This is a genomic window from Alteromonas macleodii (assembly GCF_903772925.1).
GTDB lineage: Bacteria > Pseudomonadota > Gammaproteobacteria > Enterobacterales > Alteromonadaceae > Alteromonas > Alteromonas macleodii_A.
This window is the reverse complement of record NZ_LR812090.1, coordinates 4,449,457-4,474,182: the sequence shown is the minus strand read 5'-3', so window position 1 is coordinate 4,474,182 and position 24,726 is coordinate 4,449,457. Positions and strand designations below refer to the sequence as shown.

Genomic DNA, 24,726 nt, shown 5'->3' with positions numbered 1-24,726 from the left:
TGTGCTAAATTTTATACACTGGAAAGATAACTTGGAGAAGTTTTATGACTTTACAAGGCTTTATCATCGGAATGAGCTTTATTTTGTTGGCGTTTCTCGTAGTCTGGATGCTCAATAACGTTGGAATAGAAAAGCATAAACGCGAAAACCATTCCAACGATAATGGGTGCAGTTAGTCGTCGGTCTTTACCAAAATATCGACTTATAGAGGCTTGAGCCGTATGCGGGGAAACTCGCACGTACGGTTCTTAGGGGAGGAACAGCCAGTAATGGCTGTTCCTTACCCGACAGAATCGCCCCGCTTTTAGGCCCTTATAAATCAAGGGCTTACAAGCCTTCTGAGACTAACTGTGGTACGGTTTGTATCACGGTTAGTTTCACAACATTTTCTTAATCTCCTTTTATAATTTTCCATCAGCTCCTAATTAGCTACCCTTAAATTTCACTTTATAAAATAAGCTCTGTAAGCGTCTCTACGATCTCGTAATGGGTCTGGTATATCTGTGGTCTGGTCGCTCTCAAAGTCTTCTCACAGATCTTCTTAGGATCTTCTGTAGTGCACAGGGGGGGGAAGGTAATGAACCCATTGACGATTGCGGCGTTCCATAACTTTAAACAAGAACGTGTTTTATTTTTGGTCATTTTTTAGCTAATTCCCATCGTAGAGATGACAAAGCAAGTCTAGTAAACCGTCAAGGATTAAGCCGCCATATAGGTTAGTGATAAAGCGTTAAAACTCTAGCAGTAGATTAAGTATATCGAGTTCTATATCCATAACATCAGGATGACCAAAATTGGTCATCTCTAGCCTCGTTCTTCCATCGCTGAACCCAAAATTGATGACTGCGAATCTGGTTTGGCTTTGCTTCATAACTTGAGACGCAAATCTACGATATTTATGAAACAACGAATTTGGTATACAAGTATCCTGAGCTTTGACTTCAACATACAAATCAAGAGAAGGAATATAAAAATCAGGGGTGTATTGATATTTTCCTACAGCGTAGCACAAACAAGTATTGGTGCTCGTTCTGAAGGTTCTGATGAAAGTATGGGGCTCGTACTCATAGGCTAAATGCCGCTTATCGCAACAATAAGCGAATCTTTTTTCAGCAAAAGATTTAAAGCTTCTTGGATGTTGGGCTGGAATCTTCTCAAAGTCGCCTACTAAGATTGATCCTTCGCATAAACCATCGTTGATGATGTTTGTTAAGTATTGTTCAAATAAAAGCATAATGACCCTCTAATTATCCCGTCAATCGACTCTCATTAACGAATTTCAGTAATGCTCGCCTTCAGCCCCACAAGTAAATCCACACTGCTCATTTCGAAGGTCTGGGTCTTCCTTAGTTTCTACTGGTGTGGAGGGATCAAAACTAAGGCATGCATGTCACTGAAAAATCAGTGACATGTAGATGATAGCAAAATTCACAATCTAGTACATGTGTAAATAAACAGTATTAACTTGGATTTTTCGACATAGAGAAGCTTGAGGCTTACGGCTGCAAGAAGATATTTAAAGGAAAGCACTCAGGCAAAGAGGCAACTAACAAATAGGCTTTTTTTGACATTCGCGCCGTTAATAAGGTGTTGAGGCTTAAGGGGGGAGGCGCCATATTTCACGACTGATAAAGTGACCGTGAAGGGAGTCACAATCGCTTATATTGATTAGCCGTTACGGTTAAATCATGCAAGCCAATGATGCGCTTAGAGTGTCGTTATAGGCTGCTTAAATAGATTGGGTAGTGATGACAGAGTGTCAATTTCCATGTTATATATCGATATGTAAACGTTAATTGATAACAGGAAAGTCATGGAAGACATGCCAGAGCTACCCGTAAAAGTCTATTACAACGGACAAGGCGACAGAATCCGTTCGCACCAGATGAAGTCATACTATGTGTCTGAGAGCATAGAGGCATTCAATACGGTTTATAAGGAAGCCTATCTTGAGGCAAACCGTATTTACAAGTCAAAAATTTCATTAGAAACTTACCTTGAAGGTGGCTTTAACGAAGGCTCGATGTGGTGGCTTTTGAAGCTTTTCACTTCTGAAAATGAGTCTCAACAATCGCTTGATAATTCTGGAATTAAAAGTAGAGTTTTCGAGTCTGTGCGTTACGTGTTTGATTTATTGAAGCGCATAGACCTATCAACGACAGAAATTGTGGTTCAGAAAACTAAAGATGGTTATAAAGTCGATGTTGATGGGGAGCCTGTTTTAATGGATGAACTTAAATGCGCAATTTTAACCAACCCAAAGGTAAGGGCTGCAATTAGTAACATCGCGACACCTTTAACTGACGAAGGTATAGATAGTTTAGTAATTGACCAAGGCATGAACTCGCAAGATCGCATTGAGGTGAAAAAAGGTGATGAGTCCAATTTGGTAATAAGGAGAAGTCACAAGCACATTGTCGATGAGGGAAAAATTAGTGGCCTGTACTTCATAGACACACTAAGCTACAACCCAAAATCTAAGTGGAAGCTTATAGATAAAGATAATGTCAATAACAGTCTAAATGTGACGATATCTGACCCTAAATTTCTCAAAAGTGTTTCGCAAAATCGAGAAAAATTCTCAAAAGATGATTTACTTAACATTGAAGGCGTTTGGTATAAAGAACGTACAAAACTGACAGGTAAAGCTACAATCAACTACACTGTCAATACAGTTAAAGAGCATATACCAGCAGAGGATAGACAATGGAAACTTCTTTAGTCTTATTAACTGTTGTATTTCTTGTATTGTTGTTTCGATATCTATGGCCTTTAATAATCCATAGGTTAAAAACTAAAAGGGTCAAGATTACAACAGTTGATTTGGACGGTAAGACTAGTACAGATGTATTGTATTTGTATCATGATGATCCGCTCTGGGATGTAGTTAATCAACTCAAAGCTTCCAATGAGAGTGTTAATGTCTGAAGCCACTCCAACTCAACCGACTAAAGCAATCACTAATGTTGATTTAGTAGGTGGCGCGACACTCTCGAGCTTTGTAGTTTATGTTTTGACGACATGGACACAAAATGTAAGTGCTGAATCAGCTATTCAATTGTATATAAACGAACAAACCATTCCTTTCATAGCTGGTGCTTTGACTTGCATGACGACAAAGCTATGGTCTTTTATAGGGTATGCGGCTCGATTTAAGTTGTACGACATGTCCTATTCAAAAAAGCTAAATTTCATTAATAAGGTTCTAAGTAATACGACCTGCCCAATTCAACGAGCCGATTTAGAAAAAAAGAAGCATGAGTTAAATTTAAGCACTATTTCAAAAGTAATTAGCGAAAAGGCTTAACCATACGGGATATGTTAAGGCTTCAATATATCTATTTATCTAAACCACTCTTTCTCAATCTGACTAGCTTACTTTATCAACGGTGGCTTTCAAACGGTTTACATCATGACGGGCGTAATGACCAAAACTCATAGTAGTTCCCGTCTTGTGTCCAGCAACGTAAGCTACATCAAACTCAGTCAGGTTATCAGCACGTTGACCAGCGGTAATGAAGTGATTACGTAATGGGTGAAAAGACCTAGTTGAGTCATCAGTGACCTTATCGACTTTGAACTTTGAGAATGTCCTCCCTGCTGATTTGTGATCTAAACGCAATGGTAGTTCAATGTCGTTTAACTGGTCCGCTAGGGGAATGTAACGAGGTGCACTTTTAGTTTTACCTTTATGGACCACTAAACACCTAACACCTTCAATGACCTCTACTTCAGCTCTACAAAGTTCACTGATACGAGCACCTGTGAATAGGGCTAGCTTGGTCAGTGGTTTAACACTGTCAGGGCATTCATTAAGAACCTTGTTGAGTTGGTCTTTACTAAATAACTGTTTTCGCTGAGACTCCCTTTTCTTGTAAGGGCTAAGGTCGTGGTCCTCAAAGGGGCTTTGCTTCAACGTTATCTCTCCCAAGAAAGCATACTGGTTATTCGCCGTATGTCTTTCCTAATCAAAGAAACCCTAATAACTACATAAGCAAAAACGTGCTTATAAACGCTTTGAGGCGTATTGGTTACGCTGCTGATATAGTATCGGCCCATGGCTTTAGAAGTACAGCGTCTACCATACTTAATGAAAACGGTTGGGATTTTAACGCGGTAGAGCTACAACTTTCGCACCTGATAGGAACAGAATCGTCCAGACCATATAACCGCGCACAGTATTTGGCAATAAGAACTAAAATGGTGCAATGGTGGTCTGATTACCTCGAATCAATCAAATACGAAGATTAAAATCCAATCAAATGTATCAAGGGATTACCTTGAAGTTTATCGCTCACCATATAACTTTAATATTCTTCGTTAATCGTTAGGTTTTATTATGTTGTAACGTATTTTGAACATATATGAATAAGTAACAATTTAGTTTACTGTTTGTGATTGCAGTAATGCGCTTTAGTGCCTTACGAAGGCTTTAACACACTAAAGCCTTAGTATAATCTATGGTGTCAACCCAAAGGCCCCACCTGTCTGCCATAAATCTACAGAGAAAACTGTCATCGGTTGTATTGAGCGAGAACGTCAGTAAGGCTAATGTAGATCTTCAAATCAAAAAGGAAGTAGTATTTATGGACAAAACAAAATTTATCATGGACCTTCGCGAATTTAATTTTGGTCATATCGACAAGCATATTAATGATTATGAGCAAATTTTATACATATCGACATACAACCTTTATCTGGACGATGGACTGATCGACTTTATCCTAAAGTTCAAAAAAGCTGTAATTGTTCTCAACCCTGTGCCTTTCGCCCAGCAACTTGAAAGAATTGAAGAAAATCCCGCTAAAAACATTACAAATAATTTCTTCTTGTTACTGAGCATGGGAAAAGTCGAAATATTTTTTAATAGATTTCTACATGCGAAAATAGTGGGGACGCGAGAGGCTGTATATGTTGGTTCGTCTAATTTTTCATACCATAGCAAAAACAATATAGAGGCCGGTTTTGTTTCAACCGAGACAGAGCAAAATGGGATAATTCTCTCCTCTTTACAACACAAAGTTTTAGACGGGTCCCTTTCTCTGGACAACTTTATTGCCTCTTCGAATTATTCAGCGGGTACAAACGACATTCAGAGAGTTATTGATAGAGTTGTGCCCATGTATAAAAGCTTGAACGAATGTGTTACGGACTTTAAAAAAACCCTAAACCAAGCTCATCCTGAACGGCCTAAAAGATGTATTCAGCACATTGTTATTGTTCGTGAAATGCTTTTAACTATTTCAAAATATCTTTCGAGCAGATTTGACCATGACAAACTTAACGTTGAAGAATTGCTTATTTCTTCACACTGGATGTCTGTGTTGTATAGCTCGGAAGAGAAAATCAATAAATATGTTAAAGAAAGTAATGCGTTACAAAACATGGCTACTGAGGACAACTTATATGACCAGCTTACTCTTGAAGATTACGAGCGCTTTTATGGTAAAGGAGTTACTGACGACTATATAGCTAACTCTAATGCACTACAAAAAGCACTTGAAAATTTTAGCGTCATCAATGAAGAACTATCAATCGAAACAGAAAAGCTTAAGCGATACCTATATGCGCTTTCAAAGCTTGGCAAGCATTACAGGGCGTACCTTAAAAGGTGAGTCATTTCCAAAGTTACTTTCGATAGTTCAACTTATAAAGACTTAGACTTTTGCGGCATCTTGTAATGGTGAAGACACTAAGCGAACACTAATATCAAACTGCGATAGGCGTATTAAAGTTCCATTTGCAATTGCCATGCGATCACAACAACGTAAATAACATACAAAAGGGAACCTTGTAATGTCAGGATTTTCATCAAAAATTTCACATAAACGATTCCATGCCTCACGAGAGATGACAAATAATGCTTCTTTCCCGTGTGAGCTTTCAGGAAATGATAGGGAATCGATGTGTAATGCGATTACGTTTCAATGTGAAAGTGACAGAGGGCGTATTATTAACTCTGCTGCGGTCAGACGATTGCAACAAAAAACCCAGGTTTTTCCTCTTGAACGCAATGCCGCCGTCCGGAGTAGGCTTACCCACAGCCTTGAAGTCATGCAGGTCGGGAGATTCATAACCAGAAAACTGATAAGTAAGATGCAGAGGTTGGATAGCCACAAAAGTGATATCGAAGGCCTAGAGGATGCACTTGAAAGCATTGTTGAAATGTCTTGTCTTATGCATGACGTCGGAAACCCTCCATTCGGTCATTTTGGTGAGCGAGCCATACAAGATTGGCTGTCATCTAATCTTGGCGACTGTATTCGAGTTGCTTTTGAAGACAAAACGAATGCTCACGAATCAACATATGTTCCCGAGGACTTGATAAAGGACATTATTGGATTTGAAGGTAATGCTCAGGGTATTCGAATCATCACCAATTTACAAAAGCTCAACCTTACAAAGACTCAGATTGCATCTGTTCTGAAATATACTCGTTGCGGCACTGAAGAGCGTCCCAGCGATGAACAGCATCCACAGTATTACTTATTAAAAAAAGTAGGCTATTACTTCAGCGAAAAGTCCATTGTAGAAGAAGTCGTTTCGTTTCATGGACTAGCAAACAGACACAGGCATCCCATTGCGTACATAATGGAAGCGGCAGATGATATATCCTACTGTATAGCTGACTTGGAAGATGCGGTGGATAAAGGTCTTCTGACCATGCATTCACTTAAAGAACTTCTGCTCAATGAATATACCAATTTACGACCTGATTGCGACAGAATGGCACGGATACTTGGTAGTAATCAGTCTTGGTCAAGATATGACGCAAAAGATGTTTCGCAGTTCTTTATAGCGTTCAGAAGCAACTTTGTTGTTGCGCTCGTCAGTTATGCCGCGGATGTCATTTTCAACAATCTGTCAGCTATACTTGAAGGCAGTTATGGTGGACATATCCTCGAAGACAATTCACCTGAATCCTGCATGGCAAAAGCGATGAAAAACGTGGCTTTCAGTTACGTCTTTAACCATCCGGAAGTCGAAGCAAATGAACTAAAAGGATACACAGTAATTACCGGCCTATTGGAAAAATATAAGCCGCTGCTTGAAGCTCCACAACAGACTTTTATTGAAGCACTTAATAACAGCAAAGATGTACCTGTATTTCTTTCCCGACTTTGTAAAAAACTCCCAGCCAAGCATTTGAGAGCCTACAACGAGACAATGGAAAACGGTACTGGCAATAGCGGATCGTTCCCCAATACCAAGGTAATGGAATACTACTATCGTTGTCGTTTGATTCAGGACCTAATTAGCGGGATGACCGACCAATATGCGCTCGACGAGTATCGTCAATTAATGGCTGTGGACGCGGTATAATTATAGTCCCAAAGGTCGCCTAATCATGTTCGAAGTTTCTAATATGGTCTGGCGCATCGAACAAAAAGTCTGACCAAACGTTTCTTGATTTTGGTAATGGAAGGTAAGTTTATGGAAATAAATAGAGTTGATCTAACTGGTTTCAGAAATTTTAAGGATGCATCCATTAACTTCCGACCAGATAGCCTTTTGATAGGTGCTAATGATGTTGTTAAGAGCAACCTTCTCTACGCCTTCTACTAGATGAATCGACCATACTTTACTAGACAGTTGTTCAAATCAAGATATCCAATTTTCTACAAGTAGCCCTTTAACCCGATGAAACTCTCGTTCGTTGTTAGTAACAACGGTCAACCCTAAGCTACGCGCATGGCCCGCGATATGTAGGTCATTTACACCAATCATTTGGCCGGACTTTTCCAAATTGGCTCTAATTGAACCATAATGTTGCGCCGCATTATTGCCATACTCAAGAACTTCGAGCCTGGAGCAGAAATCTTCTACTTGCCTGGTATTATGTTCAACTCTTTGGCTTTTCTCACATCCATGTAAAAGTTCAGCTAATGTAATTGATGAAATAGCCATTCTGCCCGCTGAATCATTGAATTTTGATAAAACTTCCAAAGGACGATTCTTGATCACATAAATACAAATATTAGTGTCTAGTAGGTACTTAATCATCAAAACTTTCTCGAGCAGTTTGTTCTTGACTCGCCCTTTCATTCATAAAATCACCTGTTACAGAATTGCTTGATTCAAAAAAGCTATCCCAAGTATTCTCAATAGGACTTAATACTCTTTCCTTACCTACAACCCGAACATTAACTGCTTTAACAGATTCTTCAAATCGTGCTTCTGCGGGCATCCTAACTGCTTGAGAGCGGTTATTCATAAAAATTTTAGCTGTCGTCATTTATACACCCCTTAGTTGGTATATAGCATTACTATATACATAAAATTGGTATATGGCAAAGGCATATACCAAGCAATGTTATACGTGCTTTGGCGTATTGAGAACATACCTATAGCCAACTAGAAAAACCTTGTGTGTTTCATCGTATTTATCGGAAGCTTAACGCATTATAAACTTTCCAGCGTTCTATGTTTTACTTAGTTTTTATAAACGAAAAATTTACATTGCTTTCTTTCAAGAAGAAGCAAGTTTCACGTTAAATGATCATGAAATTCCTAAAAACAAAAGGTACAGCGTAAGTAAAGCAGACTGCATAATTTGGAAGAGTAATCCTCACATGTTAAATAAATGGAAAATTTTTCATTTAAATGCAAAGAGAATAGCTTGAGAGTAATCAACGAGTGACTTGTGCTCGATAAAAATTGCCTTTAACCTGCCACACCTGCTTCATCTTTGAAGTAGGTAACTAGTGCATTTTTTATAAGGCATACTACTTACTATGGCACCACGTTCTTTCGCTTTTTTAAGCGAATTGAATTCATTAATTAGACCCGCAGTAAACTACACTAATGGTGTAGGCGCTATGCTGTGGTTGGCTAATATGGTGCTGTTGCTGAATGTTGCGCTAGTTATTAGTGGCGCCATGGCCGACGCTACAGAGTTTGTCAGTGCATTTAATGAAAGCTTGGTTTTCGAGCCTTTCGTTATTGCACTTGCTAATCACACGCTTTCACAATTTATCGTTCCCACTATCGCGTTGGTATTAGTCGGTTTATTGGTTAAAGCCACGGCTATAGCAAAGGCGCAAATAACAAAACAGCGCCAGCCTATCCCTTACCTTTGCCCTACATCTCCTCAGCCTTTTGTTCAAACGGTTGGCAGCCGAGCGCCCCCGCTTTTTAGTTAAACGTCTCCGATTTATTAGACACCATGAGTGCTGCGCTTTAAGCGTAATAACGCCACTTTTGGTGCGTTTTTCGATGCTGTAAACCCGTAGTTCCTTCCCGAACTGCTCAGTCATCGCCGTTTAACTTGTGGGTTATAGGAACTTGTTTTGTCTATTCGTAACCTTTTTACTTTGATTGTTGCTGGTGCTGGGCTTACGTTAGCCGGTTGCAGCGGTGGCGTGCTTGACCCCAAAGGGCAAGTGGGCATGGATGAAAAGAATCTTATTATTCTTTGTACCATTCTGATGCTGATTGTTGTTGTTCCCGTTATTGTGCTTACGCTTTACTTTGCGTGGAAATATCGTGCTAGCCGCGACTTTGAAATTTACACCCCTAAATGGGCACACTCTACGAAGATAGAAGCCATTGTATGGTCTATTCCAATTTTAATTGTCATTTCATTAAGCGTAATAACATGGCGCTCGACACATGCGCTCGACCCCTATTCGCCGCTAGAAGGCAAAGGAGAACACCTTACTGTTGAGGTGGTATCGCTCAACTGGAAATGGCTGTTTATTTACCCTGAACAAGGTATTGCAACGGTCAATGAATTGGTGTTTCCCGCTAATAAACCTGTGGCGTTTAAAATCACTTCTGAAAGCACTATGAATTCGTTTTTCATTCCTCAGTTGGGAAGCCAAATTTATTCCATGGCTGGTATGGAAACTAAGCTTCACCTTATCGCAGACGAGCCAGGAACGTATAAAGGTATTTCGTCAAACTACAGTGGCGCGGGCTTTACGGGAATGAAATTCAACGCTATCGCCACACCTACCGAGGGCGACTTTAACGATTGGGTTGCAAGCGTAAAGCAAGCACAAACACCGTTAACTTCGGCGTCTTATGAGCAACTGGCCAAACCAAGTGAAAACAATCCTGTGACTTACTACAGCAACGTTAGTGAAGGCCTTTTTCACGACATCGTGATGAAGTACATGAAAGATCATGGCTCTATGGATTTCTACAGCAAGCCAGAAAATGCCGCAACCGGCGAGCATCACACAATGCCTCAAATGCAACACCGTCATCATCAAGAGGATGCACAATAATCATGTCTTTTTTAGGTAAATTATCTATAGAGGCCGTGCCCTATCACGAGCCCATTATCATGGTGACACTTGCCGTAGTGGCACTGCTTGGTGTGGTTATAGCCATGCTAATCACCAAACACAAACAGTGGGGTACCCTGTGGTTTGACTGGATCACGTCTGTCGACCACAAACGTCTTGGCATTATGTACATTGTGCTGGCTATGATCATGCTGCTGCGCGGCTTTGCCGACGCCATTATGATGCGTACTCAGCTTGCAATGGCAACCAATGGTGCGCCCGGCTATCTACCGCCAGAGCACTACGACCAAATCTTCACAGCTCATGGCGTTATCATGATCATATTCATGGCGATGCCGTTTATGATTGGCTTGATGAACATCATTTTGCCTCTGCAAATTGGTGCTCGTGATGTGGCGTTTCCTTTTTTAAATAACTTAAGTTTTTGGCTAACCGCAGGTGGCGCAATTCTAGTAAATGTGTCTTTAGGGTTAGGTGAATTCGCAAAAACAGGGTGGGTTGCTTATCCGCCTCTAGCCGGGTTGGAGTTTAGTCCCGGGGTTGGCGTCGACTATTACATATGGGCCCTGCAGATATCCGGGCTCGGCACCCTTTTAACTGCCGTAAACTTCTTAGTTACCGTGTTTAAAATGCGTGCACCAGGCATGAAGTTAATGCAAATGCCTATTTTCACATGGACCTGTACGTGGGCGAATATACTGATTGCCGCGTCGTTCCCTATTCTTACCGCTGTGTTGGCTATGCTAACCCTAGACCGCTACATGGACTTCCATTTCTTTACGAATGAAGCCGGCGGTAACTCTATGATGTATATCAACCTATTCTGGGCGTGGGGACACCCTGAAGTTTATATTCTGGTACTGCCTGCATTTGGTATTTTCTCAGAGGTTATATCGACGTTTACCGCTAAGCGTTTGTTTGGCTACAAGTCGATGGTTTACGCATCGGGCGCCATTGCCATTCTAGGCTTTATTGTGTGGCTGCACCACTTCTTTACCATGGGGTCGAGCGCCAATGTGAATGCCTTTTTTGGCATTATGACCATGGTTATTGCCGTACCCACGGGTGTGAAACTATTTAACTGGTTGTTCACCATGTATCGAGGCCGTCTTGTACTAAGTGTGCCTGTGCTATGGACGTTAGGTTTTATGGTGACTTTCACTATCGGCGGTATGACAGGGGTGTTACTTGCCATTCCTGGTGCTGACTACGTACTGCACAATAGCCTATTCCTTATTGCCCATTTTCATAACACCATTATTGGTGGCGCCGTGTTCGGCTACCTGGCGGGCTTTGCGTTTTGGTTCCCGAAAGCCATGGGCTTTAAGCTTGACGAAAAAACCGGAAAAGCAGCCTTTTGGTGCTGGCAAATTGGTTTCCTTTTGGCGTTCATGCCCCTTTATGTGCTTGGCTTCTTGGGTATGACACGCCGCTTAAATCACACAAACAATCCTGACTGGAATATCTGGTTATACATTGCTGCATTTGGTGCGTTTGTTATAGCAATTGGCATTTTCTTCCAGCTACTTCAGCTATTTGTAAGCTTTAAAAACAGAGAAAAGCTCAACGACACAACAGGCGATCCGTGGAATGGTCACACGCTAGAGTGGTCAACAGCATCACCACCTCAGTTCTATAACTTTGCCAACATACCGCACGTGAAAGACATCGATGCATGGACGGATATGAAAGAACGGGGCGAGTCGTATCAACGCCCAGAGAAATACACACCTATACATATGCCCAAAAACACCTCAGCCGGTGTGTTTATGAGTATGAGTTTTACCGTTATGGGTTTCGCCCTTATTTGGCATATCTGGTGGCTAGCTATTGCTGGTCTAGTCGCAGGAATAGGGGTGTTTATAAAACGTTGTTATACCTCGGATGTTGATTACTACGTGCAGGTAGATGAGGTTGAACGAGTTGAAGCTACGCACCTAAGTGCTAATACAGTGGGAGGTCGCTCATGAGTACTATTGCATCATCAAATACAGTGCCAATGCCACATGAGCATGTACACGAAGAACACCATGAGAACAACACGGTGTTTGGTTTCTGGTTGTATTTAATGACCGACTGTTTGTTGTTTGCATCTTTTTTTGCTACCTACGCGGTGCTGTTCATGAACACGGCAAGCGGTGTGTCTGGCAAAGATATTTTTGAACTCAACTTTGTGGCTGTGGAGACCGCCGCGTTGCTTCTAAGCAGTATCACCTTTGGCTTCGCCATGATTTGCGCTCACCGACAAAACAAGTCAGGTGCACTTACTTGGCTGGCAGTGACATGGGCACTGGGAGCGTGTTTTATCGGTATGGAAGTATACGAGTTCCATCACCTTATTGTGCATGGTAACGGGCCGCAGCAAAGTGCGTTTTTAACGGCGTTTTTCTCGTTAGTAGGGCTGCACGGACTGCACGTTACCGCAGGTCTTATTTGGATGACCATCATGTTTATTGAAGTAACCCGCCGAGGTTTAGGTGAGCAAACGGTTACTCGATTAAGCTGCTTAAGTCTGTTTTGGCACTTCCTCGATATCGTGTGGATATGTGTATTTACCGTAGTGTACTTAATGGGGGCAATGTAATGGCGTTACACGATGCAAAATTAGCTTCAAATACGGACGGTCATGCTTCATCGACCCACAATAGTGATGACGCACATGGCGATGTGAAGTCTTATGTTATTGGTTTCATTTTATCTGTGATACTTACCGCTATTCCGTTTACTTTGGTGATGAATGGTGATTTTTCTAAAGTCACCACCATTTGGAGCGTGGTTACCCTGGGCTTAGTTCAAATTTGGGTGCATCTTAAATATTTCCTGCACCTTAACTTTGTAACCGAGGAAGGCAGAGCCAATACGTTCTCCTTTCTATTCAGTGCGCTCATTATTTTCATGGTGGTGGGGTTATCCGTTTGGATCATCTACGAATCGAACGCCATGATGATGTATTAGCAAATCTCTGTGTATACGTGGTCTAGCCTGACGATCATGTCAGGCTTTTCAATGTGTTTACTTCATCGCGGTCAGTACGTTAGGCCCTCATGTTTCGCCCTTCTATTGGTGCAACCTATTGGGGAGCAACATTGGGACTTCTCAGTACACCTTGATACGCGCCTAAATGAGCGCATTCTTATTTTGGATTTTACCCATGACCTCTACTTATAAACGTTACCTGTCAGTCACTAAGCCCGGCATCATAATGGGCAATGCTATTTCAGTAACGGGTGGTTTCTTGCTAGCGTCCCGTGGCGAAATAGATTATTGGTTGCTGCTTGCCACGCTTATCGGTTTGTCGCTGGTGGTGGCGTCGGGGTGCGTAATTAACAACTGCATTGACCGAGACATAGACGGAAAAATGCAGCGCACCGCAAATCGGGTTACGGTGACAGGCGAGTTGCCATTACTTACTGCAATGTTGCACGGTGCAGTGCTAGGCATCGCCGGGTTTGGTTTGTTAGCACTTTACACCAACTTTACCGCCGTATTTTTTGCCGCCTTTGGCTACGTTATTTATGTGGGTGTGTACAGCCTGTATATGAAGCGGAACTCGGTATATGGCACGTTTGTAGGCAGTCTTTCCGGTGCTGTTCCACCTGTAGTTGGTTATTGCGCGGCGAGCGGTCAGTTTGATACGGCCGCAGCTATTTTGCTGGGAATGTTCAGTATTTGGCAAATGCCCCATTCTTACGCCATCGCTATCTTTAGGTATAACGACTACAAGGCGGCGGATATTCCCGTATTGCCTGTATCCCAAGGTATTGCGAAAGCAAAACGCCATATTGTTCTTCATATTGCATTATTTGCTTTGGTCGTAATGCTGCTTCCGCTTAGCGGTTATACGGGCATTGGCTTTTTAACGGTTGCTTTCGCAACTAGCCTTTGGTGGTTATTAATGGCACTGCGTGGGTACAGACCCGACATCAACGTAGAGGGCTGGGCAAAACGAGTATTTGGTTTTTCCATTGTAAATATAACGCTGTTATCTGTTGCTATGTCAGTGGACTACCACACGTCAGTGAACAGTTTATTTGCTATTACACTGTAAAATTGCGAATAGCACTTTAGTGCTGAGGTATAATTGGCACTAATTATTTCGTAAGGCAGAGAATTTTCATGGCAACGGCATCCGCACTTCACATTTTGGTAAAAACAGAGAAAGAAGCGCTTTCTATTTTAGAGCAGCTTAAAAAGGGCAAGGACTTTGCTACCTTGGCGAAGCGTTATTCTAAATGTCCGTCGGGTAAGCGGGGCGGCGACCTTGGTGAATTTCGTAGAGGCCAAATGGTAAAAGCCTTCGACGATGTGGTGTTTAAAAAAGAGGTGCTTAAAGTACACGGGCCAGTGAAAACACGCTTCGGCTTCCACCTTATTAAAACGCTCTATCGTAGTAATTAAAACCGTATTGTATAAAACGAAAGCCACTAACGCCGAACCAAGCCCGGCGCTTTCAACAAACTTTCACAGTAGGGTTTGGCTAATTACCTTATTAATTCCCCGGTTCCCATTTTTCACCGCATACTGAATTTTGGGTAAATATCGCGTAGGGGCTGTTGGTGTCGTGAAGTGAATTGCGCAGTGCGGCACCGTGATCTACCGTAATAAATGGCGTATCAGGTGCCTTGCCTTGTTCATCAAGCATAAAATAGTCGCTTGTGTAGCTAGTTAGCTTCATACGGTTTTCATAACCCATATCGCTTAAGCGTACTCGGGTGATAGCTTTAAATTTAGCGTTGGGATTTGAAAGCCCCACAATTTTCTTAAAAAAGTAGCCTTTATCAGATTGGAGCTGCGAAAAGCCGTTTAAGACATTAATTAAGGTTTTCAAATCTACGGCTTCGCGCTGCAGCATGAAGTCGTGCTGGATGGCGTTGCCATCTTTTCTAAGGCTGTCTTTCGAGGGCGTTTTGCCGGCGGTATAAGCCTGCTCTGATTCCAATGATGACAGGTACTCTTGTCCTGCTTCTGCATAGTTAACCAGTGCGCTTGTGTTCATGTTTACGTAGTAGTCGCTTATCCCAGCTGGTACAACTTCAAACAGCATGACATCAGGGGTAACTGCGCCGCGTTCCTCAGGCGTTTGAGGGCCCTTCGCTTCGCATTTATCAGAAATGAAATAGTAATATTGGCCAGCCTCAATGGCGAAAGCTGCATTAGACAACACCGCGCAGGTGGCCAAGAACATTAGCCTGGAAGTGGACTGTTTAAATGCTGTTATAGCACTGCCTATTTGCATATCAAAACGCCTTATTGTTTGATGCATTTATATTTGAGGCATCATTGTAAGAGCTTAAATAACAAAGGGCGAGAAAACGAGTTAAAAATGACGTTGGCTATTTTTTTGCGTTGTCTGTGCTTTCTAACTTTTCAATCTCTTTCCAAAGTGTCTCAGACTCAGCCGTTAGCAGCGAATACGTTTTGATATCGCCATTTCGTTGTGCATGCATGGCTTTTTCTAATAAAGCATCGTATTACTTGCGCATTTTTTTCGTTGGGTTGTTTTTGAAAAGTCCAAACATGTCGAATGTCTCTTTGCTGTGGTCAGCGCTATAACGCTGCGAGGTTATGTTTCGATCACTAACCTTGATTAACAAACTTTCATAAACCCGATTCGAGTTTTCACTTTTTTACCGCGCCATTGTTCGCTTAGAAGATTTTACAAAGTGCTCTTACAGCATTCTTAAAGCAACGTTCAAAGTTTACTTTTGTGCAAAAAATGAACGCATTTTCATTTATTCATATGGTGAATGAGTATCCATTGGTCGCATTTGTTGACTGTATGCCATTTCTTTATTCGTATTAGTTATTAGTCGTAAGGAAAATGTAGTAGTTAAGAATAAGTGATTAGCGTACTTTTGCTCTCTATTCGCCTAAAAATAAAGCGGTGCTGTACTAACCGGCTATCAAAAGAAAAGGGCGGGTAATTAAAAATTGAATGTAATTTAGCCAGAGAATGCCAAGCATAAGCGAATTAAATGGTTATGTTGCATTTGGACAGTGTCATTCTCAAGTTGCCGAAAAGTGAGGAGGTGTGTGTGAAAATCATAATATTAAATGAAGCAAAAACGCCAGATCCCCTAAATAATGTGGAGAAGCGCTGTGCTGCTACGCCAAGCAGTGCACAGCGTCTGGTGAAGAAAGGCGCGACTTTATTGCTCGAAACCGGTGCAGGAAAGGGAGCGGGTTATTCAGATAAAGAATATCAGGACGCAGGCGTAACAATCATTAATGATGTAGATGAAGCATTATCAACAGCAGATATGCTGGTGGCGGTGAATAAACCCACCGATGCGCAGCTAGCGTTGATGAAAAAAGGGGCCATTGTGGTAGGCCATCTTGACCCTTTCTTTCAGCAACCGCTTATTGAATCTATTGCCTCAAAAGGGCTAACCGCAATTTCTGTAGAGATGATCCCCCGCTCTTCTCGCGCACAAAAAATGGACGCATTGAGCTCTCAAGCCAGTCTTGCCGGTTACGTAATGGTGATGCAGGCCGCTAATCAGTTGCCATCAATACTCCCAATGATGATGACTCCTTCAGGCACTATAAAACCAGCAAAGGTATTTATTATTGGCGCAGGTGTAGCGGGCCTTCAAGCTATAGCAACGGCTAAACGTTTAGGCGCAAACGTGCTTGCTTACGACACCCGTGCGGTAGTGGCAGAGCAAGTAGAATCTCTAGGCGGTAAGTTCCTTAAAATCGACATTGGGGAGACAGGCCAAACGAAGGACGGTTACGCAAAAGAACTGACCGACGAACAAAAAGCAAAGCAACAAGAAGCGCAGCGCGACGCGATTGCCGACTCTGACATTGTTATAACTACCGCCCAACTATTTGGTCGCAAACCACCTGTTCTTATTTCAAAAGACACCCTGGCACTGATGAAACCAGGCAGTGTTGTGGTTGATATGGCGGCCACATCAGGCGGTAACGTTGAAGGTTCGGTGGCGGGCGAAACCGTAGAAATTAGTGGTGTAAAAGTAATCGGTAACGGCAACTGGAGTCAGTTTGTGGCTAAAGCCGCCACCGACATGTACGCCAATAACATCTACAACCTTGTTGATGAGTTCTTTGAGGATGAAACCAAAACCTTTGGGTTGAATCTGGAAGACGACATTCTAGCTGGCTGTGTAATTACCCACGACGGCAAGATAACCAACGACATGCTTAATAACGCATACAAAGGAGCCTAATCATGGAAATCATTTACCTACTTTTCATTGTGCTGCTGGCTGCTTTTTTGGGTTTTGAGTTAATTCGAAAAGTCCCTGCTACATTACATACACCATTAATGTCAGGCTCTAACGCAATATCGGGTATTACGTTAGTGGGAGCATTAGTCGCATCGGGTAGTGACAATAATCTGTTAACCACCATTCTTGGTACCGCTGCGGTGGCGCTAGCCAGCATAAACGTAGTGGGCGGTTATCTTGTTACCGATCGCATGCTTGGCATGTTCAAGAAAAAAGATAAATAAGGAGTACGCAAGTGAGTGATATCGTAACTGTAATAAACCTTGCGTACGTAGTTGCTGCGGCACTATTTATTCTGGGACTTAAATTACTTAGCCATCCAGATACAGCTAAGAAAGGTAACTTCATTTCTGCCATTGGTATGCTGGTTGCTGTAGTTGTTACCTTGCTTGATCAGCAAATAATTAGCTACCACTACATTCTGTTAGGGTTTGTACTTGGCGGCGCTTTTGGTGCGTGGAAAGCTAAAACCGTTGAAATGACGGCAATGCCCGAAATGGTATCGCTGTTCAACGGCTTTGGTGGTGCAGCATCATTGCTTTTAGGTTGGGCAACGTTAGCCGGAATGAGCCTAATAACAATTAAAACCGAAAGTGCATTTACTTTTATTACCCTGTTTTTCACTATTTTAGTTGGGGGAATTACGTTCTCAGGCTCAGTGGTAGCCTGGGGTAAACTGTCGGGCAAAATGAGCTCTAAAGCCGTGATTTTTACAGGGCTTCGTGAGCTAAGTATCTTACATCTAATTGGCATGGTGGTGATAGGTTATTTCTTTACTACCGACCCAAGCAACCCACTTTGGATTTACTGTGCTATTGCGTTGTCACTAAGCTTCGGCTTGTGGGCTACCATTTCAATTGGTGGTGCAGATATGCCGGTGGTAATCGCGTTATTAAACAGCTACTCAGGCGTTGCCGCGTCAGCGGCTGGTCTTGCTACAGGTAACACAATATTGATTGTTACCGGTTTACTAGTAGGCGCTTCAGGCTTAATTCTTACCAATATTATGTGTAAGGCCATGAACCGTTCATTGATGAATGTGTTGTTGTCTGGCTTTGCCAAGCCGGTAGAAGCCGGCGAAAAAATAGAAGGTGAGATTAAAGTATTAGCCGCGCAAGATGCATTTTATGTATTAGAGGCCGCGCAAGCCGTACTGGTGGTGCCGGGTTACGGAATGGCGGTTGCGCAAGCGCAGCATGCGGTACGTGAACTGCAATCATTACTGGAAGAAAATGGTTGTACGGTTGATTATGCTATTCACGCGGTAGCAGGGCGTATGCCGGGTCACATGAACGTGTTATTGGCAGAAGCCGATGTGCCTTATGATCAACTATACGAGATGGATGACGTTAACCCGCGTATGGAAAACTACGATGTGGTTATCGTTATCGGCGCGAACGACGTGGTCAACCCAGCGGCCAAAGAAATGAAGGGCAGCCCTATTTACGGTATGCCAGTTATCGAAGCACATCGTGCGAAAACTGTGTTTGTACTTAAGCGTTCTGCGAATGCCGGTTTTGCCGGTGTAGACAACCCGCTGTTTTTCAAAGATAACACGCGCATGGTGCTAGGTGATGCTAAGGACACCATCAACAGTATTATCCGTGAGTTCGGCGACGACTAATACGATGTCTATTCTCTTATAGGCAACCACTAAAAGGCCTGCGTATACGCAGGCCTTTTGTTTAAAGGTATAAAACCTGATTACAATGTACTACAACTTTAGTTGTGATTAACGGGATTCGGTTTTAGTATGTGAAGGCTATAGAAGTTGAATTCACTATTCATATAGTCATAGAGATGTACGAATAAATGTCTACGACCCCTTTTCATATTGAGCCGTTTAGAAATTGTATCTTGGTCACGCTTCGTGGCAAGTGGGATATGTCTACCAACATTCAGTATCTCGCTAAACTTTCTGACTGCTTGAAAACCCGTAAAGGTAGACCCTTCCACCTATTTGTAGACATGCGCGGTTGGCAAGTTCCCAATTCCGATACCTTCAATCAAATAAAAGCACCTATAAAGTTAGATCGGCGAAGTCAACTTAGCGAGACCTGGTTGGAAGATGACGAGACTGATGTTGAACATATCGCGCAGAAGTTTTTTAAATCGCCGCAAATTAATCTGGGATTTGAGCTTGAGCGTACTCAGAACATCTCGGAGTTTATAGCGCATTGTGAAGAAAAAGCAGACAAAATAGTTATAGACTATGTTCGAACATGGATAGGCACATAAAAGTTAGCGTTCGATAAACAAAATTAGTCGCGACAATAGATATTTTACATCGCAACAATACTCGCGTTCAGCCTTGTGTTGTCTATAATACGCGGCTTATTTTCGCACTTACTTTGCTAGGTATAAACCTAGCCCACTTACACATAGGTGAATAAATTGTCAGATTGGAGCATCGAAGAAGCGGAGCGCGTCTATGGCGTGTCCCAATGGGGTGGTGGCTATTTTCAAATTGGTGAAAATGGCAATGTCCATATTACCCCTGTTCCTGAAGATCCTAGCATTCGAATCGACTTTAATTCGGTAATAGAAGATATCCGCAAAGAGGGCGTACAGTTTCCTGTTGTTGTGCGTTTCCACGACATTTTGCGCTCGCAAGTTGCTGGTTTGAACAAAGCTTTCAGAAGCTCAATCGAAGAAGCCGAATATAAAGGCCAGTACCAAGGTGTGTATCCGGTAAAAGTTAACCAAATGCGTGAAGTGGTTGAAGAAATTGTTGATGCAGGTAAGCCTTACAATTACGGCTTAGAGGCAGGTTCGAAAGCTGAACTACTTACCGTATTGGCAATGAATACCAATGAAGATTCGTTGACGATCCTTAACGGCTATAAAGACGATGAAGTAATGCGTCTTGCACTGTTAGGTAGAAAGCTTGGTCGCCGAGTTGTTGTGGTAGTGGAAAAGTATACCGAACTGCTTTTACTCGTGAAAATTTCAAAAGAGCTTAACATCGACCCAATTATCGGTGTGCGCTCTAAAATGACGGTGAAAGGCCGTGGTAAGTGGGAAAGCTCTGGTGGTGAACGTGCGAAATTCGGTTTAACCATTACTGAGATCATTAACGCAGCCCGCTACCTTGAAGAGCAAGGCATGGCGCACTGCTTAAAGCTGCTGCATTTCCATATTGGTAGCCAATTAACAGACATTCGTGCGGTTAAAGAAGCGGTAACCGAAGGCGCGCGTATTTACGCAGACCTCCATAAAATGGGCTTTGCGCTGGACTATGTTGATGTTGGTGGCGGTCTTGGTATCGACTACGATGGCAGTAACTCAACGAACGAGTCTTCGCGTAATTACAGCATGCAAGAATATGTTGCCGACGTTGTCTATGGCATGAAGGAAATGTGCGACCTTGAAGGTGTACCGCATCCTCACTTGGTAAGTGAAAGCGGCCGTGCGATCACCGCTCACCACAGCTGCGTTATCACGGAAATTGTGGGCGAGATTAAGTCCAATGCATCGCACATGGACACTTCGGCAAAAGAAGGCGAGCACTTCTTTTTGAAAAACATGCGTGAACTTGCCGATACGTTTGATGAACAAACCAATATGCACGAGATTTACAATGATGCTTCTCAGTATAAAGAGCAAGCGCTCGATGCATTTAAGCTGCGCGTACTTACGTTAGAAGAGTTAGGCAAAATAGAAACCCTTTACTGGGATATCATGGGTCGCTTACAAAAGTGGTATCGCAACGAAGAATACGTACCTGAAGAGCTACAAGAGCTAGATTACAGCTTGTCGTCTCAGTATCTGTGTAACTTTTCGGTGTTCCAGTCGGCTGCTGATACGTGGGCTATCGACCAGCTTCTGCCAGTAGTACCACTTATTCGAATGAACGAAGAGCCGTCGGTAAACTGCTCACTGGTGGATATTACGTGTGACAGTGACGGTAAAATTGACCAGTTCACTATTGGTCGCGAGATCACTGATGTGCTGCCAATGCACCCACTTAAGAAAGACGAGCCTTACTACATTGGTTTGTTCTTAACGGGCGCGTATCAAGACGTAATGGGCGACATGCATAACCTGTTCGGTCGCTTAAATGAAGTGCATATTTACAGCTACGATGACGATCCTGAAGATTTTTACATTGAAGAAGTGGTGAAAGGTTCGTCGGTAGAAGATGTGCTTAACGTTATGCAATATAACCCACGTGCAATGGCATCGGATGTAAAGCGTATGATAGACAAGCACGTGTGGGACGGTAACTTAAACCCTCGTGAGGGTGTTCGCTGGACTGATTTCTACGAGAAGTGCTTAGCGGGTTACACTTACCTTAAGCAATAAGATGCGATAGTGAATAATCTAGAGCCTGCTATTTCTTAATATATAAATATCACTTGAGTTTCGCAGGTTTATATAGCCGATGCCGCTACTACTTAGCTGCGTCGGCTTTTTTCAAATAGCGCTTCCAAAGTTCCGCTGTTGTAGAGTTAATCATATTTGATTCTGCGTTCATCAGCATCACATAGCCGACTTTTCTCTCCGGCATAAACGCCACGTCGGCGCGATAGCCTTTTACCCAGCCGCCATGATAGTTAAGCTGCACGCCATTTAAGTCATAAATACGCCAACCCAAACCATAATGCGCATCGTCTATCATCCCGCGCCAGCCCCTGCGATAGGTTTCACGCTTGGTTCTGACGCGTTTTGTTGTGACATAATCTACCATTTCATCAGAAATCACTGTTGGGAATTCGCCAAGCAGGGCCTGCAAATAAATGGTCATATCTGAAATACTGGCATTTACACCTGCAGCGGGAGAAAAGCGGTAGTAGTTGCTTTCAACTTTGCCTTCACGCCATTTATTTCTAGCAATAGCGATATGAGGTTGTGCCCATGACTGTGATGCAAGCAACCCACCTTTACCGACGCTGGCGGTCTTCATGCCTAATGGCGAGAAAAGGTTTGCCTGAAGCTGGCGTGAGTACGAGGTATTATTGTTGCTAAAGTAGTACTCTAACGCCCCGAAAAGTGCATTTTGATAGGTGTAACATTCGCCAGGTGCACACAAGGGCTCAAGCTCACCAAGGGATTTTAATACGCGCTCTAACGAATAGTCGGCTTCAATCAGGTTGTCGTAGGCGTTTGGCATAAAGCCACTGGATTGCCCTACAATATGTTGCAGCTGCAGCGCGCCCATTCCTTTTCCTGTAAAAGGAATGTCGGGCAATAAAGTAGAGATAGGGGTCTCCCAGCTAAGCTGATTTTTCTCTACAAGCTTGGCAGATAGAAGGGCAGTGAAGGTTTTTGAAACAGAGGCTAGCCTGAATACTGTATCTTCGGTAACGCTCTTCCCGCCTTTTTTACGGGTTTTTCCGTAAACGTAAACCCGCGGCGCTTTTCCCTGTTCGTAAAACACAAATGCATAACCAGGGACATTGTATTTTAACGCTTCTTTTTTAACGTGTTTTGCGTAGTCATCTAACCAATCTGCAGAAGCACTTTGCGTTATGACCATGAGTGTTGCAAATAGCCATAGTGGAGCCAGGCTCAGTAGTGAGAAGCGCGAAGAGTTCAGCATATAGTCAGCTCATTGTGCCTGTGACTTCAATGTTACTTCACAGGGCGTTCATTATTATTATCTCGTTATTATGCGTTTAGCCGCATCAATGATCAAATGTCGCTTATTATACTCACTGATACTACCCCTGGTTTTATAGAGTACCGATTTTGTCGCACTTAAAAATAAAGACACGATACACTATGCTCTGGTAACGATTTAAGGGCGAGCGCTGCATACTTATGTTAGATAACGATGTTGTGCAAGATGAAAAGGCTTCAGAAAGCGAAGGGTTAGGTAAGTCTGTGTTCTCCAAAGCGAGACTTAGCAGAGATCCACGTTTTGACGGTCGATTTTTCGTTGCAGTAAAAACCACGGGCATTTTTTGCAGACCGATTTGCCCAGCGCGCTTGCCTAAAGAAGAGAATGTTACTTATTTCGAACATGCGACTCAGGCTATGGCGCAAGGCTATCGTCCTTGTTTTCGGTGTCGACCCGACAGCGCGCCTCGTTCTGCGGCTTGGAAAGGCGTGGGCGCATCAGTAAGTCGAGCGCTATCGCTATTATCTGCCATTCCTATAGAGAGTGTGGCAGATATTGCCTGCCGGTTAGGAATAAGTGAACGCTACCTAAATAAGCTGGTCGTTAATGCGGTAGGCATATCGCCTAAACAGTTTCAAAATATGCAGCGCGCTTTGTTTGCAAAACAGCTTATTCAACAAACTTCATTGTCTATGACGGATGTATCTTTAACCGCAGGTTATCAGTCGCTTAGGCAATTGCAGCGTGCTGTAGAACAATATTGCGGAACCTCGCCGACACAGCTAAGAAAAAAACAAGGCGCTGAACAAAAGTCCATATCCCTGTTTCTTGCTTATCGCCCTCCTTATAACTGGCCCTATGTACGTGATTTTTTAGCTGCGCGCGCCATTGAGGGAATGGAGCTAGTTACAAAAAACAGTTATCAGCGTTACTTTTCAAGTCATTCCAGTGCTGGTGTCTTCAAAGCAGAACATGATCAGGCGCGCAACGGCTTCAATGTTCACATTGATATGCCGGATTTACGCGCTCTTCATACCGTAATAGAAAACATCAAGCTAGTTCTAGACCTTCACGCCGACCCATTATTAATAGAGCAAAGCCTAATGCAGGCAGGGCTGTCACAAAAGCAGCTAACATCAGGTCTACGCCTTCCTAGCGCGTGGAGTGTATTTGAAAGCGGTTGCCGCGCTATTGTCGGGCAGCAAGTCAGTGTAAAAGCGGCAATTGGACAAGTAACGCTACTTGTACATCAGCTAGGCGAAAGGGTATCAAATGTCGTTTCTTCGCAAGGCTTTGATACCGAGACGGGTGAGTGCTATAGCTTTCCTATACCAGAAACTGTCGCGGACAATAACTTAGAGTTTTTGCGTATGCCACAGGCGCGAAAAAACGCGCTACGCAGCTTTGCACAATTATTTGTTAGCGATAGCGTGCCAGCCCATGAAGATATACTTGCAATCAAGGGCGTGGGGCCCTGGACATTAGATTATTTAAAGATGCGTGGCGAGAGAAACCCAGATATTTATCTTGGGGGAGATTTAATTGTTCGTAAAGTGGCGCAGCTGTATCCGATTGAGCCTGATAAGGCCGCGCCATGGCGCAGCTATTTAACCCTTCAGCTTTGGCAACTTAGCAACCAGCAAAAAGAGTCTTAACC

The 24,726-nt window shown here is 42.9% G+C and carries 25 protein-coding genes and 2 pseudogenes; 19 read left to right on the top strand and 8 right to left on the bottom strand.

Annotated elements, in window-relative coordinates; genetic code table 11:
• Positions 1-50: 50 nt before the first annotated feature.
• Positions 51-239 carry a hypothetical protein gene (locus tag PCAR9_RS19140; RefSeq protein ID WP_179984963.1) on the bottom strand — a complete coding sequence of 63 codons (189 nt, stop codon included), beginning with the start codon at positions 237-239 and terminating at the stop codon, positions 51-53.
• 491 nt (positions 240-730) lie between these two features.
• Entirely contained in the window at positions 731-1,234 is a 504-nt protein-coding gene (locus tag PCAR9_RS19135; protein WP_179984962.1) for a PDDEXK family nuclease, read from the bottom strand.
• Between the two features lie 579 nt (positions 1,235-1,813).
• Here PCAR9_RS19135 and PCAR9_RS19130 point away from each other — a divergent pair.
• Positions 1,814-2,722 carry an LAPAL motif-containing putative phage structural protein gene (locus PCAR9_RS19130; protein ID WP_197964248.1) on the top strand — a complete coding sequence of 303 codons (909 nt, stop codon included), beginning with the start codon at positions 1,814-1,816 and terminating at the stop codon, positions 2,720-2,722.
• 198 nt (positions 2,723-2,920) lie between these two features.
• Positions 2,921-3,307: a hypothetical protein gene (locus PCAR9_RS19125; RefSeq protein ID WP_179984961.1), complete on the top strand. Its 387-nt coding sequence runs from the start codon at positions 2,921-2,923 to the stop codon at positions 3,305-3,307.
• Between the two features lie 63 nt (positions 3,308-3,370).
• Here the strand turns inward: PCAR9_RS19125 and PCAR9_RS19120 are convergent, their stop codons facing one another.
• Positions 3,371-3,916: a site-specific integrase gene (locus PCAR9_RS19120; RefSeq protein ID WP_179984960.1), complete on the bottom strand. Its 546-nt coding sequence runs from the start codon at positions 3,914-3,916 to the stop codon at positions 3,371-3,373.
• Positions 3,917-3,948: 32 nt separating this feature from the next.
• On the opposite strand from PCAR9_RS19120, the pseudogene PCAR9_RS19115 reads away from it, so the two are divergent.
• The 4 genes and pseudogenes from PCAR9_RS19115 to PCAR9_RS20275 all read left to right on the top strand — a co-directional run.
• Positions 3,949-4,251 (top strand): annotated as a pseudogene (locus tag PCAR9_RS19115) (tyrosine-type recombinase/integrase); the annotation flags it as partial.
• Positions 4,252-4,586: 335 nt separating this feature from the next.
• Positions 4,587-5,615, top strand: coding sequence for a phospholipase D-like domain-containing protein (locus tag PCAR9_RS19110; RefSeq protein ID WP_179984959.1), 1,029 nt, complete (start codon positions 4,587-4,589; stop codon positions 5,613-5,615).
• A gap of 181 nt (positions 5,616-5,796) precedes the next feature.
• Entirely contained in the window at positions 5,797-7,323 is a 1,527-nt protein-coding gene (gene dgt / locus PCAR9_RS19105) for a dGTPase (protein WP_179984958.1), read from the top strand.
• Positions 7,324-7,419: 96 nt separating this feature from the next.
• Positions 7,420-7,566: an AAA family ATPase gene (locus tag PCAR9_RS20275; RefSeq protein WP_420000784.1), complete on the top strand. Its 147-nt coding sequence runs from the start codon at positions 7,420-7,422 to the stop codon at positions 7,564-7,566.
• Positions 7,567-7,602: 36 nt separating this feature from the next.
• On the opposite strand, the gene vapC is transcribed toward PCAR9_RS20275, so the two are convergent.
• Positions 7,603-8,004: a type II toxin-antitoxin system tRNA(fMet)-specific endonuclease VapC gene (gene vapC, locus PCAR9_RS19095; protein WP_179984956.1), complete on the bottom strand. Its 402-nt coding sequence runs from the start codon at positions 8,002-8,004 to the stop codon at positions 7,603-7,605.
• A complete protein-coding gene (gene vapB, locus PCAR9_RS19090) occupies positions 7,997-8,236 on the bottom strand; it encodes a type II toxin-antitoxin system VapB family antitoxin (RefSeq protein WP_179984955.1) in 240 nt (79 codons plus the stop codon). Before vapB ends, vapC begins: the two co-directional genes overlap by 8 nt.
• A 499-nt stretch (positions 8,237-8,735) precedes the next feature.
• Between vapB and PCAR9_RS19085 the strand changes: the two genes are divergently transcribed.
• The 7 genes from PCAR9_RS19085 (at position 8,736) to ppiC (ending at position 14,651) form a co-directional block, all read left to right on the top strand.
• Positions 8,736-9,143, top strand: coding sequence for a hypothetical protein (locus PCAR9_RS19085; RefSeq protein WP_179984954.1), 408 nt, complete (start codon positions 8,736-8,738; stop codon positions 9,141-9,143).
• A 147-nt stretch (positions 9,144-9,290) separates the two neighbouring features.
• The gene (cyoA, locus tag PCAR9_RS19080; protein ID WP_131136875.1) at positions 9,291-10,232 is read left to right on the top strand and encodes a ubiquinol oxidase subunit II; all 942 of its coding nucleotides are present in this window, start codon (positions 9,291-9,293) and stop codon (positions 10,230-10,232) included.
• A gap of 2 nt (positions 10,233-10,234) precedes the next feature.
• Positions 10,235-12,223 (top strand): cytochrome o ubiquinol oxidase subunit I, encoded by a 1,989-nt coding sequence (cyoB, locus tag PCAR9_RS19075; protein WP_179984953.1) that lies wholly within the window; start codon positions 10,235-10,237, stop codon positions 12,221-12,223.
• Entirely contained in the window at positions 12,220-12,837 is a 618-nt protein-coding gene (gene cyoC, locus PCAR9_RS19070; RefSeq protein WP_179984952.1) for a cytochrome o ubiquinol oxidase subunit III, read from the top strand. Before cyoB ends, cyoC begins: the two co-directional genes overlap by 4 nt.
• On the top strand, positions 12,837-13,208 hold the full coding sequence (gene cyoD, locus PCAR9_RS19065) for a cytochrome o ubiquinol oxidase subunit IV (protein ID WP_179984951.1): 372 nt from the start codon (positions 12,837-12,839) through the stop codon (positions 13,206-13,208). The genes cyoC and cyoD overlap by 1 nt, the downstream gene beginning before the upstream one ends.
• A 196-nt stretch (positions 13,209-13,404) precedes the next feature.
• Entirely contained in the window at positions 13,405-14,301 is an 897-nt protein-coding gene (cyoE, locus tag PCAR9_RS19060; RefSeq protein ID WP_179985288.1) for a heme o synthase, read from the top strand.
• A gap of 68 nt (positions 14,302-14,369) precedes the next feature.
• Complete coding sequence (ppiC, locus tag PCAR9_RS19055) at positions 14,370-14,651, top strand: peptidylprolyl isomerase PpiC (protein WP_136782540.1); 282 nt, start codon at positions 14,370-14,372, stop codon at positions 14,649-14,651.
• A 91-nt stretch (positions 14,652-14,742) separates the two neighbouring features.
• Here the strand turns inward: ppiC and PCAR9_RS19050 are convergent, their stop codons facing one another.
• Together PCAR9_RS19050 and PCAR9_RS19045 are read right to left on the bottom strand one after the other, a co-directional pair.
• A complete protein-coding gene (locus PCAR9_RS19050; protein WP_179984950.1) occupies positions 14,743-15,489 on the bottom strand; it encodes a hypothetical protein in 747 nt (248 codons plus the stop codon).
• A 97-nt stretch (positions 15,490-15,586) separates the two neighbouring features.
• Positions 15,587-15,712 (bottom strand): annotated as a pseudogene (locus tag PCAR9_RS19045) (DUF6435 family protein); the annotation flags it as partial.
• Between the two features lie 576 nt (positions 15,713-16,288).
• On the opposite strand from PCAR9_RS19045, the gene PCAR9_RS19040 reads away from it, so the two are divergent.
• The 5 genes from PCAR9_RS19040 (at position 16,289) to speA (ending at position 21,811) form a co-directional block, all read left to right on the top strand.
• Entirely contained in the window at positions 16,289-17,446 is a 1,158-nt protein-coding gene (locus PCAR9_RS19040; protein WP_136782543.1) for an NAD(P) transhydrogenase subunit alpha, read from the top strand.
• 2 nt (positions 17,447-17,448) lie between these two features.
• A complete protein-coding gene (locus tag PCAR9_RS19035) occupies positions 17,449-17,730 on the top strand; it encodes an NAD(P) transhydrogenase subunit alpha part 2 (RefSeq protein WP_014951245.1) in 282 nt (93 codons plus the stop codon).
• 11 nt (positions 17,731-17,741) lie between these two features.
• On the top strand, positions 17,742-19,130 hold the full coding sequence (locus PCAR9_RS19030; RefSeq protein ID WP_179984949.1) for an NAD(P)(+) transhydrogenase (Re/Si-specific) subunit beta: 1,389 nt from the start codon (positions 17,742-17,744) through the stop codon (positions 19,128-19,130).
• A 188-nt stretch (positions 19,131-19,318) separates the two neighbouring features.
• Positions 19,319-19,744, top strand: a complete 426-nt coding sequence (locus PCAR9_RS19025) for an arginine decarboxylase (protein WP_179984948.1) — start codon at positions 19,319-19,321, stop codon at positions 19,742-19,744.
• 156 nt (positions 19,745-19,900) lie between these two features.
• Entirely contained in the window at positions 19,901-21,811 is a 1,911-nt protein-coding gene (speA, locus tag PCAR9_RS19020; RefSeq protein WP_179984947.1) for a biosynthetic arginine decarboxylase, read from the top strand.
• Positions 21,812-21,899: 88 nt separating this feature from the next.
• Here the strand turns inward: speA and PCAR9_RS19015 are convergent, their stop codons facing one another.
• Positions 21,900-23,048 (bottom strand): serine hydrolase domain-containing protein, encoded by a 1,149-nt coding sequence (locus PCAR9_RS19015; protein WP_179984946.1) that lies wholly within the window; start codon positions 23,046-23,048, stop codon positions 21,900-21,902.
• A gap of 221 nt (positions 23,049-23,269) precedes the next feature.
• Between PCAR9_RS19015 and PCAR9_RS19010 the strand changes: the two genes are divergently transcribed.
• Complete coding sequence (locus PCAR9_RS19010; RefSeq protein WP_179984945.1) at positions 23,270-24,724, top strand: DNA-3-methyladenine glycosylase 2 family protein; 1,455 nt, start codon at positions 23,270-23,272, stop codon at positions 24,722-24,724.
• Positions 24,725-24,726 lie beyond the last annotated feature (2 nt).